Below are 11,944 nucleotides of genomic sequence, written 5' to 3'. Positions count from 1 at the left end.
TCGGTATCCCCATCGCAAGATGCCGATCCATCCCCCGGGGGTGCTTGAGATGTTGCGTGCGCTGTTGCTTGTCATGTTTCTCGCGGCGAATGCAGCACTCGCCGCTGTGCAGTTCGGCTGGCTGAAATGGCACGATGTGCTGCCTGCCACCGGCCGCGAACCGGCGCGGGTCGAAAGGCAAATCGAACCGGAGCGCATCCGCTTGACCGGAGCAGCGATCAGCGGTCAGTCGCCCGCCGCCTCCCCCCCCGTCGGTACGTCAGGCGGGAGACACGAATCGCAAGCCTCACGAGCGGCGGCGACGGCCGGCGCTTCGGGGGCGAGCGTTGCATCGGCAGGGTCGTCCAGCCCCGGAACGTCCGAGTCGGCATTGACGACGATGGCCGCAAGCCGGGCCGTCGCCGCCGCGACAGCGAACGCGGTATCGGGCGATTCGGCGGCTTCGCAGGCCGCCGCCGCGAAGGTCACGTCCATCTGCCTGGATGTCGGCCCGTTCGCCGCCAACGACGCGCAACAAGCGCGCGGCCTTTTGCTCGCCGCACTGCCTTCGGGACAAGGTGAGATTCAATCGGTGGCGCTCGACAAGCGGTACTGGGTACATCTCGACCCGGTGCCCAATAAACCCGCCGCCGATAAACAGGTTGCGCAATTGCGTGCAGCAGGGGTGACGGAGTATTTCCTGCTCAACGGCGAAGGCTCGACGCTCGTCGTCTCGCTCGGACTGTTCAACGACAAGGAGCGTGCGGTGCGCTTGATGAGCGCCGCGCAGAAGCGAGGCATCACGCCGCAACTGAGCGAAAGGCCCAATGCCAAGAGCCGGATCGTCTACCGAATTGTCGGCATCAACGCGAATGCCGCGGCCCAGATTCGCAGCGTCGTGACGCAACAGTGGACTGCGCAATGGGTGCGGACTTGCCCCGCCCCGGCCGCGAGCGCACCGGGGTAACGGTCGCGTCACGCTTCGTCGGATGACGTCCGCTGCGGCCGCTGGCGGCTGGCGGCTGGCGGCTGGCGGCTGACGGCTGACGGCATCGGGTTATGTTCGGTTGCGCCGGTCCGAGCCCAGCCGATCCGAGCTGACGCGCCCCGAGCCGGGTTGAGCCACGCTCAACCACGCTCAGCCACGCTCAGCCGCGCTCAGCCGACGCGCTTCAACGACACGACGGGCCGCACAATCCCGGTCTGTATACCCCGCGCGTTCTTGACGATCGGCGACACCCACGGCGCCAATCCGGTCGCCTCGGGCGACGCGACCAACCCGAGGGCCTTGAGTACGGCCACCGCTGCGGTATATAACGCACGCATATTGCCGTCGACAACTTTGATGGCAATGCCCAGGCCCGCGGAGCGCACGCCGATCGTCTGCACGCCATCGGCGCCGATCTTGGCCACCCAGTCCCCGGGTGCCATGCGCATGAACGCCAGATCGTTGCGCGCCGTGCCGGACACCATCTCCGGCTGCTGCGTCATGGCGGCGAACAAGGTCGAGAGTGCCGCATCGTCGCTCGCGGCGAGTCGGGCGTACGCGGCAGCGAGCCTGTCGAGCGGCAACGCGTAGTTCGGCGCGGAGCATCCGTCAATGCCCAACGCCAGCGTCTCGCCCTTCACGCCGACGACATCGCCGACGCGCGCGCGAATCGCCTGTTGCAGCGGATGCGCCGGATCCAGGTAGGTATCGAGCGGCAAGCCGTGCTGCACGCAATACGCGAGAAAGCCCGCATGCTTGCCCGAACAGTTGTGATGCAGCGACGTCGGCTTCAGATCCGCCGGTGCACGTCGACCGGTGGCGGAGTAAAACGTCGGCATGTGACAGCCGCACTGCAAATGATGCTCGTCGCAACCCGCCTTGTTCAGCAGGCTTTTCACACCGTCGACGTGAAACGCCTCACCGGAGTGGCTCGCGCACAGTAACGCCAGCTCCGGCTGCGTCAGACCGAAATGCGCGACGCCGTCGCCCTCGACGAACGGCAGCGCCTGAAAGGGCTTGAGCGTGGAGCGCGAAAACGTCAGAAACGACAGGTCGCCTGCGGCGTATCGCAAGCGCCCTTGCGCGTCGACCACGGCTACGGCGCCGTAATGCACGCACTCGACCGTATCGACGCCCATCGCGCCGCGCGTGACTTCAACGAGCGGGGCCAGATTCATGATTGGGCGCGCACCTTCTTGAGCAGCGACGTCGTCGAGCGTTGATGTTCGAACGGAATGGCCAACGCCTTGCCGCCCCAGCCACGCACGAGCGCAGACTCCGGCAGCGTGTCCATGTCGTAGTCGCCGCCTTTGACGAGAATGTCGGGACGCACGGCGGCAATCAGCGCCTCGGGCGTCGATTCGCCGAACGTCACGACATAGTCGACGCTTTGCAACGCCGCCAGCAGCGCGGCACGGTCGTTTTCGTTATTGATCGGCCGGTCGTCGCCTTTGCCGAGCGTGCGCACCGAGGCGTCGCTGTTCACCCCGACGATGAGGCACGCCCCCAACGCGCGCGCCTGCGCGAGATAGGTCACGTGACCGCGATGCAAGATGTCGAACACGCCGTTGGTGAACACCAGTGGTCGCGGCAGCGTCGGCGCCAATGCGGCGAGCGCCTCGCGCGGGAGAATCTTGGCCTCGAAATCGGCCGGAGGAATGACTTGGGAAGCGGACATGACGATCGTTCGAAATAGGTGCGCTATTGTCCCACGCCGCGTATGAGGCAACAAAAAAGGGGCCGAAGCCCCTTTCCTGTCGATACCGTCGGCGCCGAACGTGCGATTACGATGCCGTGGCAACGGCCGGTGCGGCCACCGCCGCCAGACGGCTGGTGATTTCCTTGCGGTAACGGTTCAAGTCCTGCGCCGTCGCGAACGTGTGCTCGAACAGGAGCGACATGTTGTGCAGAATACGCTCGACGACCTTCTTCTCCCAACTGTCGTCGAATTTGATTTGCTCGTCGAGCCAGTGTTCGAGCCACTCCGGTTCCGGCAAACGCGACTGCACCGTGTCGTTCGGGAACAGGTCCTTGTTCACGTGCAGGTTGGTCGGGTGCAGCGGCTTTTCGGTACGACGCGCCGACGCCATCAGCACGCCGATCTTCGCGAACGCGGCGCGCGCGTTATCGCCGAAGCTCGTCAGTGCCTTCTTCATATAGCGCAGATAAGCGCCGCCATGACGCGCTTCGTCGCGCGAGATGATTTCGTAGATGGCCTTGATGACCGGCTCGGTGTGCCATTCGGCCGCACGGCGATACCAGTGATTCAGGCGAATTTCGCCGCAGAAGTGCAGCATCAGTGTCTCGAGCGGCGGGGCCGGGTCGAACGGGAAGCGCACGGCGTGCAGCTCGGCTTCGGTCGGCACGAGGTCCGGGCGGAAGCGGCGCAGGTATTCCATGAGCACCAGCGAGTGCTTCTGCTCTTCGAAGAACCAAACGCTCATGAACGCGGAGAAGTCGCTGTCGTCACGGTTGTCGCGCAGAAACATCTCGGTGGCCGGCAGCGCCGCCCATTCCGTGATGGCATTCATCTTGATGGTGCGCGCCTGATCGTCGGAGAGTTGGCTTGCGTCGAACTTGTCCCACGGAATGTCCTTCTCCATGTTCCAACGCACTGCCTCCAACGACTTGTACAGTTCGGGATACAGCATTTCGTTCATTTCAATTACCCCCAAGGTCGCGAGACCTTACACCAGGACTCAAGATAGTATTGTGAAAGTTTACGCCGAATTTCGACAGACAAAACGGTGAGCGTGTCGTGGGCGGCCCCCGCCGTCCGACTTCACGTCTTGAACCCTGCCGTCGCTGAAGGACGACGAATTAACGCCTGTAATCTGGCCGCATCCTGGCGATATGGCTTAGAGCGAGCCTTCTAAAATATGGCCAAACTCTTGAATCATAACATAAAAGCCGTTTAATCCCGCCAACGTCGCCCCTCGCGTGACAGTAATGCGTCGTAATGTTGACGCCCGTCAAATTGTCACGCAAAGCGCCTATGCTCATTGGGCGACCGGCTTTCCGACACACCTTCGGCGGCCAACCCGGCGCGCGGCCAGCCGCTTGCGCGTCTTGAGCGTCGACGCGTGCGAATGCGGACATCACGGCAGCGCGTCAGGGTTTGCCCTTGTGCCATGGGCCTGCGCGCGCGGCGTCCGATGGTCTACGCTGAAATCAATCGTTCCGTAAGTGCGACCGGGTGACAGCCCCCATCCCTGCCGACGCCGACGTTTCCTTTTTCCGCGCCGCGCTTTGAGGAAAGTTCTCAGTCGCAAATACGCAACACGTTGTATCGGCCGGCGCACCGGCAGAACGAGCCATGCGCCGCCAACGGGCCTACCGACTCGACTGGATCCTTGACCGATAAGGAGCCGAGCATGCCCACTCGTCCCGCACTTGCCGCATGGCTACGCACCGTCTGCTTTCTGGCGACGGTGGCAACGGCCCCCGGCGCCCTGGCGTTCGACGCCGGGCAACTCGCGTCGCAAGAAATCCCCACCGCCCATCTGGTCGGCCACGGGTCCTTCACGCGCCTGGGTTTTCATCTCTACGACGCGGAACTCTTCTCAGGCGCCGATCGCATCAGCGCGAACTGGAGTGCGCATCCGCTGGTGCTCGATCTGCGCTACGCGCGCAGTTTCAAATCTCATACGCTCGTGCAGCGCAGTCTGATCGAAATGACCAAGCTGCAAGTGGCCACCGATGCGCAACGGGAGCGCTGGGCGGAAGAACTGGCGCGCATCCTGCCCGACGTGACGGCCGGGCAGCACTTGACCGGCGTCTTCCTGCCCGGCGACGGCACGCGGTTCTTCTCGGACGGCAAACTGATCGGCCAAATCGCGGGCGACGCCTTTGGCCGTGCTTTTTTCGCCATATGGCTGGATCCGCGCACCAGTGCCCCCGACCTTCGCGCCGAATTGATCAGCGACGCGCGATAAGTCGCCGGTGTCTCATCCGCGCCACGCACGCTGCAACATCGCGGTGCAAACGTGCGTTGCCGTTGATAATTGACCAAAAGTCGATCCCGGCGCCGCGCGCCCGGGATGACTGAGACCGGCCCCGCCCCGGCCATGGACGGGTCCATCGAATCGCGCTGTCCAGGCGCCCACGCGAGCATGCCTATGGATATCGATCATGCGGCTGCGCTTACGCGCCTGACGCGCTACTTCGAGACCCTCACCCGCCAAAGCGTCGGGAATCTGGGCGAGTTCTACGCGCCCAACGTCTATCTCAAGACGCCGCTGCACGAGGTGCGCAGCGCCGCCGAAGTGGCGACGCTGCTCACGCACCTATTCGAGCGCGTCGACGTGCCGCGCATTGAATTTACCGCCACGCTGCTGCAACACAATCAGGCGCTGCTGGTGTGGAATCTGCATTTCCATACCAAACGGTGGCTTGACGACGAACAGGTCATTCATGGCGCATCGCACCTGCGTCTCGCTGTGGACGGACGCGTGGCCTATCAGCGCGACTATTGGGACGCCACTGAAGATATCTACGTCAAGCTCCCCATCTTTGGACGTCTATTGCGTTGGCTACGCCATCGACTGTTTCGTTGAGACGTCGCCACACCGCCATTTGCCAAAGGGCAGTTTTCTTCAATACACGGCGTCCGTCGCCGCCTACATTCGGAACCTCGCTTCACCCGCTTTCTTCAGTATCGAGGGATCCGATGACACTTTTCTATTCAATGGCGGCGTTCGCGCTGGCCGCTTCGATCACGCCGGGTCCGGTCAATGTCGTGGCACTGGGCGCGGGCGCGCGCTATGGCCTCGGACCGAGCCTGCGTCACGTGACCGGTGCGACGGTGGGCTTCGTCGCGTTGCTCGTTGCGGTCGGCTTCGGCGTGCACGAGTTACTGCACCGGATGCCCGTACTGATGCACGCGATTCAGTGGTTCGGCGTGGCGTTCCTGCTTTATATGGCCTACAAACTGGCGATCGATAACGGCGTGTTGAACGACGCCGACACGCGGCGTGGCCCGACCCTATCGAAAGGCGCCGTCATGCAGTGGCTCAATCCGAAAGCCTGGCTCGCGGCGCTGGCCGGAATGGGCGCGTACACGGCAGGTGATCCCGCGCGCATCTGGCAATTCGCGGCGATCTGCTTTGTCGTTTGCTGGTGCTCGGTGGGATGCTGGGCCGCCGCGGGTGCGATGTTGCGTCATCGCATGCGCGACGCGCGGCGCGTGCGGCGTCTGAACTGCGCGATGGCGGCACTGTTGGCGGGAAGTGCCCTGTATCTTGTCGCGACCGGCTAAGGAAACATGCGCCTTCGCGGCGTCGAATCACGCGGCGTGCGGCTCCCGGTAATGCCCCGGCGTCGTGGCGAGGCGTTGTTTGAAGGCGCGTTGGAAATGCGCCTGGTCCGCGAAGCCCGCATCGAGCGCCACCTCGGCAATGGCATGTCCACGGCGCAGTCGGCGCCGTGCATATTGAATCCGCTGGTCCATGAGAAAGGCGTGCGGCGTGAGTCCGTATTGCTCTCGAAAGACGCGTGTCAGGTAAGACGCCGACAGGCCCGCTGCCGCGCAAATCTGCGCAAGCGTCAGCGCCTCTGTGCAGTGGGCACGGATGAAATCGGCGGCGCGGCGCAGCTTGTGCGAGTCGTCCCGCATCGGTTGCGGCGCTGGGTTCAACCGCTCGTGCACGTCGATGAAAAACTGCTGTACCACGCTCTCGCGCTCAAGCCGGTCGCGCGTCGCGTCGGTGCAAACGTCATAGAGCCGGTTAAGCCCCTGGTACAACACCGGATCGTCAGCGGACATCGGGTCGAACAGATGCAAATCCTGTCCATGCCCGAAACCCAGTTCCCGCTGCGTTTCGCGCAACCACGCCGTGTCGACGAACAGCATCCGATAGGCCCACGCCTCGTCGTCAATGGGATTGCAAGCATGCACCGCGTCAGGGTTCATCACGACAACGCTGCCGCGGCCCACCGTCTCGCGTGCCCGGCCATTCCGATAGGTACTCCGCCCTCCCGTCACGACGCCGATGGAAAACGTCTCATGGCTGTGCAACGCGTAGCAGACGCGACGCCCATCGCGCACCTCTCGCGCTTCGAGAAACGGCAGCGCCGGATCGCGCCAGAACGTCGACGGGTACGGACACGCAACAGTGGATTTCGACATAGGGACAGGATCAGTGAGGACAACAACTCATGCGGCCGGCTTGCCAGTATCCGCCACGGCGGCGGGCGGTTCCGCCGATAGCGGCGAATTCGCCGGCAACCCCACGCCCCCGACCGCCCCGGCCTCGACACGATGGAGCGGGCTGGTGCCATCCGCTTCCGCCACGAGCCATGCGGCAATCGCGTCGCGCTGCGCGTAGGCGTCGGCCTCGCCCAGCGCAATGAGTTCCTGCGTGTAAGACGACTCGAACAGCAGGTAGCTGGCGAAGGCCGCGCCGCGCGCTTCGTCCGCCCCGATCGCGCCGAGGATCGTACGAACGGCCCGCGGCAACTGCTGCAGATGACGCGCTGCAATCGGCTCGATGCGCTGGCTTGGCGAGATCAAAAGCGTCTCGATGGGCCGCCAGCCGCTGGATTCGCGTTGCGCCTCGGGCACATGCCGCAGCACGTTGTTGATATGCTGGAGTCGCTCCAGATCCGCCGACAGGCCGTCGATGAACACGCTCGCGAGCGCCTGCCCGCCGATCTGCGCCAGACTGGGATAGCCGCCGATGCGCTCGCCGCTGCTGTCGAGTCCGTACTGTCCGTGCGCCGCGCCAATGATGAGGATGCGGGTGGCGCCGAGATGGATCGGTGGACTGAGCGGCGCAATCTGGCGCATCGATCCGTCGCCGAAATACTCGGGCTGCCCGTCGAGATCGAGCTCGACGGCGGGAAAAAGAAACGGGATCGCACTCGATGCCAGCAAGTGCTGCACGCTCAGCGGCACCGCACGCGCCAGGCGCAGCGAACGCTTCCAGGCCTGAATCGGCTCGGCGCTCTGATAGAAGGTGACATGCTTGCCTGACGAGTACGAAAGCGCCGTCACCGACAAAGCCTCGAGCGCCCCCGACGCGAAAACGTCGGGCAGTCGATCGAGACGAATCGCACTGCGCAGCATGTCGCCGAGTGGCGACCAATCGAACAGCGAGCGCGGTGAGCGACGCAGCGCCCAACCGAGCGAAAGCGCCGCCAGCCAGCGTGCCCCGGTGCCCGCCATGCCCAGCGAGTCCGCGCGGAACACCTGACCGGCGTGAAATTGACGCCACACTGCGTCCAGCTTCATGACCCCATGCTGGAAATCGTCGGCGTGCGAAGCGAGCGCGGCGGCGTTGATCGCGCCGGCCGAGGTGCCACAGACAATGGGAAACGGAATCGCGCGCCGCGACGGCAGAACCTCGCGTTGGATCGCGGCGATCGCGGCCAGCACGCCCACCTGATACCCCGCGCGTGCTCCGCCGCCCATCAGGACGAGGCCAGTACGTTCGCCTGAAATCATGGGGGCCTCCTCCCGCCGTGGTCAACGTTGTGGTTGTGTCTGCCTTTGTCGCTATCGCCGTGGCCGATGCCGCCGTCGCTCCTGCCGCATGTGTCGTTGGTCCGACCGCCCTACCACTTCCAGGCGGCCTGCTTACCCGGCGTCTTGCCTGCGGCGGGCGCGGCCTTCGCCGACGTCTTGGCAGACGTTTTTGCCGCGGCCGACTTCGCCGGCGGCGTCTTGCTGGCCGGCGCACGCTTGGCCGCGGTCTTGCCCGTCGCCTTGCTCGTACCCGCCGCCCGCTTCGCCGTGCTGGCCTTTGCCGTGGCCTGGCCAGACGCCTGCGTTGGCTCCGCCCCCGCCGATTTCGTGGGTTTTGCGGGCTTTGCGGGTTTCGCCGTCGCGCCCTGCGTCGCCTTGGCTGCGGCCTCCGACATTTGCGCCGCCGCCGCTTCCGTCATCTGTGATGCCGACACGCCGGCCGCCTGCGCGGCAGCGGCAATCTGGTCGAACTGCGTGCGCATCGCGTTGAACCAAAGCGACGGGTCCAACGCACCGTAAGCGTTGCCCGCCTGCGCGAACGGCGACTGTGTGTCGCCGCCCGCCGGGGCTTCCTCGGCCGCGGCCGCCTTGGGTTCCGGCTCCGGTTCCGGTTCCGGCTCGGGTTCCGGTGCGCTCGCCTGCGGCTCGACGTCTTGCGCCGGCGCCTCGGCGGCAAACGGTGAGCGCCAGAAGTTCGCCGCGCCCGCCTGTCCGAACGGCGACGCACTCGCCTGCGCGTCGCTCGCGGCGCCGAAGGTGCCGGTGCCGAACGAGCGAAGCGTCGCATAGGTGGCCCGTTGCACTTCGAAGGCCTGGATCGTCGAGCGCAGCACATTCAGATTGAGCGTGAGCCACTGCTCCACCGCACGCATCTCGGCGATGCGATTCTCGATCTCGTCGGGATCGAGCAACGGTGCCGCGCTCTGCATCAGCTGCGTGAGCGGCGAGGTAAATGTCGCGGGCGGGCTGAACGCTTCCCACATCTTCTTGAGAATGTCGAAGCCGTTGGGCATGGCACTCGTCGAATCGCTCATTACAGTCTCCAGTCACGGTCGGGGACGCACGGCCCGCGGGGCAATCCCGGCAAGTCGCGCACATCCTGAGCGCCTTCTCGCGCACGTGGGTGCGCGAAGGGCGTATGGATATCGATCATACGCCGAGCGTGCGCCAGTGGTGTGTCAGAACGGGGCGTCACCGCCGTAATCCGGCGCGCGACGCTCGCGCAGCGACGCAATGCCTTCGCGCACGTCCGGCCCCGCGAAGCCCATGAATTCGAGTGCGAGCGACGCATCGAACGAGGGCCCCGCGCTGCGCAACCAGTTGTTGAGCGCGTACTTGGTCCAGCGAATGGCCGTGGTAGAGCCACGCGCCAGCTTGTCGGCCACTTCGAACGCGCGCGGCAGCAGGTCGGCCTCGTCGACGGTGAGCGACACGAGCCCGATGCGCTCGGCCTCTTCGCCCGTGACCGGCTCGCACAGCAGCAGGTAGTACTTCGCCTTCGCCATGCCGCAGAGCAGTGGCCAGACGATGGCGGCATGATCGCCCGCCGCAACTCCCAGCCGCGTATGGCCGTCGATGATGCGCGCGGTCTTCGCGGCAATCGAGATGTCCGCCAGCAGGCCCGCGACCAACCCGGCCCCCACGGCCGGACCGTGCATGGCGGAGACGATCGGCTTGCTGCAATTGATCACGTTGTAGACGAGATCGCGCGCTTCGCGCCACACGCGGGCGCGCACGGCGAAATCGTCGGCCATGTCTTCCACGAGCGACAGGTCGCCGCCGCCGGAGAACCCCTTGCCTTCGCCTCGAATGACGACCGCGCGCGTCTCGGTGTCGCGATCGATATCGCGCCACACATCGGCCAGTTCCTGGTGCATGCGATGGTCGGCCGTCGACAGGCCGCTCTTGTTTGCCCCGGCGCCCATGATGAGTTCGAGCACGCCATTGGGATGCCGCTTGAATTGCAGCGACTGGTAGTGTTGATATGGGTCTTGCGACATGGCTTACCGCTCCAAAAAAATATCCCCGCGCAGGCGGGGATGGGGAGGCGGCGGCACCGGACAACGCCGATACCACCGACGGTCAATCTGTGGTGGATGCGCGCGGCGTCGGCCGCCTCACCGTCATGCGAGATCGGCAGGACTCACAACGTTCGCGCTGCACTCACGGCGCGAGTTGCCACTTGCCATTCTCGATTTCGACCATCACGCGAGCCCGCTGGTCGAGGCCGAGGTGATCGGTCGGGCTCATGTTGATCACACCATTCGTGACGTGCATGTTCTTGCTCGTCTCGAGCGCGTCGCGCAACGCCTTGCGGAATTCCGGCGTGCCCGGCTTGGCCGTCTTCAGCGCGATCGGAATGGCGCGCTGAAGCAGAATGCCGGCATCCCAAGCATACGAACCGAAGGCAGCCACCGTGCCGGCACCGAACTTGGCTTCGTACTTCTTGATGTAGTCGAGCGCCACCGCCTTGGCCGGATGATCGTTCGGCAGTTGCGACGCCACGAGCACCGGGCTCGCCGGCAGGTACGTGTTGTTGCAATCCTTGCCGCACACGCGCAGGAAGTCGTTATTGCCCACACCGTGGTTGTGATACACGAGCCCCTTGTAGCCGCGCTCGGCCAATGCCTTCGGCGGCAGCGCGGCAGGCGTGCCGGCGGCGCCCACGACGACGGCGTCCGGATGCGCGGCCATGATCTTCAGGATCTGCCCCGTCACGCTCGGATCGGTACGGGCGAAACGCTCGCTGGCGACCATCTTGATCTTGTGCAGAGCGGCGAACTTGGCGACTTCCTCGTAGAACGCTTCACCCAGCGCATCCCCCTGACCGATGAACGCCATCGTCTTCACGCCATGACGGCTCGCATGCTCGGCGATGGCTGAAGCCATCTGCGCGTCGGTCTGCGGTGTCTTGAACATCCAGTAACGCTTGGCGTCGACCGGTTCGATGATGCGGGCCGACGATGCCAGCGAAATCGTGGGCGTCGTGCCGCTGGCGATCACGTCGATCATCGCGAGCGTGTTCGGCGTGATCGACGACCCGATGATGGCGTCGACATGATTCTCGGAGATGAGCTTCTTGGTGTTCTGAACGGCGGTCGTGGTGTCCGACGCGTCGTCGAGCGTGATGTACTCGACCTTCTGGCCACCGATCTCGGTCGGCAGCATGGTGATCGTGTTGCGCTCGGGAATGCCAAGTGACGCGGCAGGCCCGGTGAGCGAGATATTCACGCCGATCTTGACTTGAGCGGCAGCACCGCCGGCCATCGCCAGCAACATCGCGCCCAGCAGGGCAGTGCGCACGGGGTTTCGCATGGAGAGTCTCCTGATCTGGTCTGGCCCGCGCTCGTTTTTTCTCTTGCGCGGGCCCCCTGGAAAAGGTGCCTCGCGCCGCGCCGGCGAAAATTAGGGCCGGCTCGCCTACCCGATAGGGGTGCGAACCGACTCAAGGAGACAAAGCATAGCGGAGCCGGAATTCCCCGCCATATCCGGGTTCACCCTATTGACGCATC

Annotated in this window: 12 protein-coding genes; 4 read left to right on the top strand and 8 right to left on the bottom strand. The window is 64.8% G+C overall.

The genetic code is table 11. The features are described 5' to 3' along the window. The first annotated feature begins 19 nt into the window (after positions 1 to 19). A complete protein-coding gene (locus DRB87_RS02255) occupies positions 20 to 946 on the top strand; it encodes an SPOR domain-containing protein (protein WP_130024711.1) in 927 nt (308 codons plus the stop codon). A 191-nt stretch (positions 947 to 1,137) separates the two neighbouring features. Here DRB87_RS02255 and DRB87_RS02250 read toward each other — a convergent pair whose 3' ends face one another. The 3 genes from DRB87_RS02250 to DRB87_RS02240 form a co-directional block, all read right to left on the bottom strand. Further along, positions 1,138 to 2,145, bottom strand: coding sequence for an asparaginase (locus DRB87_RS02250; protein ID WP_130024710.1), 1,008 nt, complete (start codon positions 2,143 to 2,145; stop codon positions 1,138 to 1,140). Beyond that, positions 2,142 to 2,645 carry a D-glycero-beta-D-manno-heptose 1-phosphate adenylyltransferase gene (gene rfaE2 / locus DRB87_RS02245; protein ID WP_130024709.1) on the bottom strand — a complete coding sequence of 168 codons (504 nt, stop codon included), beginning with the start codon at positions 2,643 to 2,645 and terminating at the stop codon, positions 2,142 to 2,144. The genes DRB87_RS02250 and rfaE2 overlap by 4 nt, the downstream gene beginning before the upstream one ends. 106 nt (positions 2,646 to 2,751) lie before the next feature. Then, positions 2,752 to 3,618 (bottom strand): hypothetical protein, encoded by an 867-nt coding sequence (locus DRB87_RS02240; RefSeq protein WP_026131919.1) that lies wholly within the window; start codon positions 3,616 to 3,618, stop codon positions 2,752 to 2,754. Between the two features lie 723 nt (positions 3,619 to 4,341). Between DRB87_RS02240 and DRB87_RS02235 the strand changes: the two genes are divergently transcribed. The 3 genes from DRB87_RS02235 (at position 4,342) to DRB87_RS02225 (ending at position 6,224) form a co-directional block, all read left to right on the top strand. Next, positions 4,342 to 4,902, top strand: coding sequence for a chalcone isomerase family protein (locus DRB87_RS02235; RefSeq protein WP_130024708.1), 561 nt, complete (start codon positions 4,342 to 4,344; stop codon positions 4,900 to 4,902). A gap of 183 nt (positions 4,903 to 5,085) precedes the next feature. Next, positions 5,086 to 5,523 (top strand): nuclear transport factor 2 family protein, encoded by a 438-nt coding sequence (locus tag DRB87_RS02230; RefSeq protein WP_017233765.1) that lies wholly within the window; start codon positions 5,086 to 5,088, stop codon positions 5,521 to 5,523. 113 nt (positions 5,524 to 5,636) lie between these two features. Next, on the top strand, positions 5,637 to 6,224 hold the full coding sequence (locus DRB87_RS02225; RefSeq protein WP_130024706.1) for a LysE family translocator: 588 nt from the start codon (positions 5,637 to 5,639) through the stop codon (positions 6,222 to 6,224). 27 nt (positions 6,225 to 6,251) lie between these two features. On the opposite strand, the gene DRB87_RS02220 is transcribed toward DRB87_RS02225, so the two are convergent. From DRB87_RS02220 to DRB87_RS02200, 5 genes are all read right to left on the bottom strand, one after another. Beyond that, positions 6,252 to 7,094, bottom strand: a complete 843-nt coding sequence (locus DRB87_RS02220; protein ID WP_130024705.1) for an AraC family transcriptional regulator — start codon at positions 7,092 to 7,094, stop codon at positions 6,252 to 6,254. A 27-nt stretch (positions 7,095 to 7,121) separates the two neighbouring features. Continuing rightward, positions 7,122 to 8,411, bottom strand: a complete 1,290-nt coding sequence (locus DRB87_RS02215) for a patatin-like phospholipase family protein (protein ID WP_130024704.1) — start codon at positions 8,409 to 8,411, stop codon at positions 7,122 to 7,124. Between the two features lie 110 nt (positions 8,412 to 8,521). Continuing rightward, positions 8,522 to 9,466, bottom strand: a complete 945-nt coding sequence (locus DRB87_RS02210) for a PhaM family polyhydroxyalkanoate granule multifunctional regulatory protein (RefSeq protein ID WP_130024703.1) — start codon at positions 9,464 to 9,466, stop codon at positions 8,522 to 8,524. Between the two features lie 144 nt (positions 9,467 to 9,610). After that, complete coding sequence (locus DRB87_RS02205) at positions 9,611 to 10,432, bottom strand: enoyl-CoA hydratase/isomerase family protein (RefSeq protein WP_130024702.1); 822 nt, start codon at positions 10,430 to 10,432, stop codon at positions 9,611 to 9,613. A gap of 163 nt (positions 10,433 to 10,595) precedes the next feature. Beyond that, positions 10,596 to 11,747: an ABC transporter substrate-binding protein gene (locus DRB87_RS02200; RefSeq protein WP_130024701.1), complete on the bottom strand. Its 1,152-nt coding sequence runs from the start codon at positions 11,745 to 11,747 to the stop codon at positions 10,596 to 10,598. Positions 11,748 to 11,944 lie beyond the last annotated feature (197 nt).

This window comes from Pandoraea sp. XY-2, assembly GCF_004193915.1.
Classification (GTDB): Bacteria; Pseudomonadota; Gammaproteobacteria; order Burkholderiales; family Burkholderiaceae; genus Pandoraea; species Pandoraea cepalis.
Note: the sequence above shows the minus strand (reverse complement) of the source record. Positions and strands in the feature narration are given on the sequence as shown.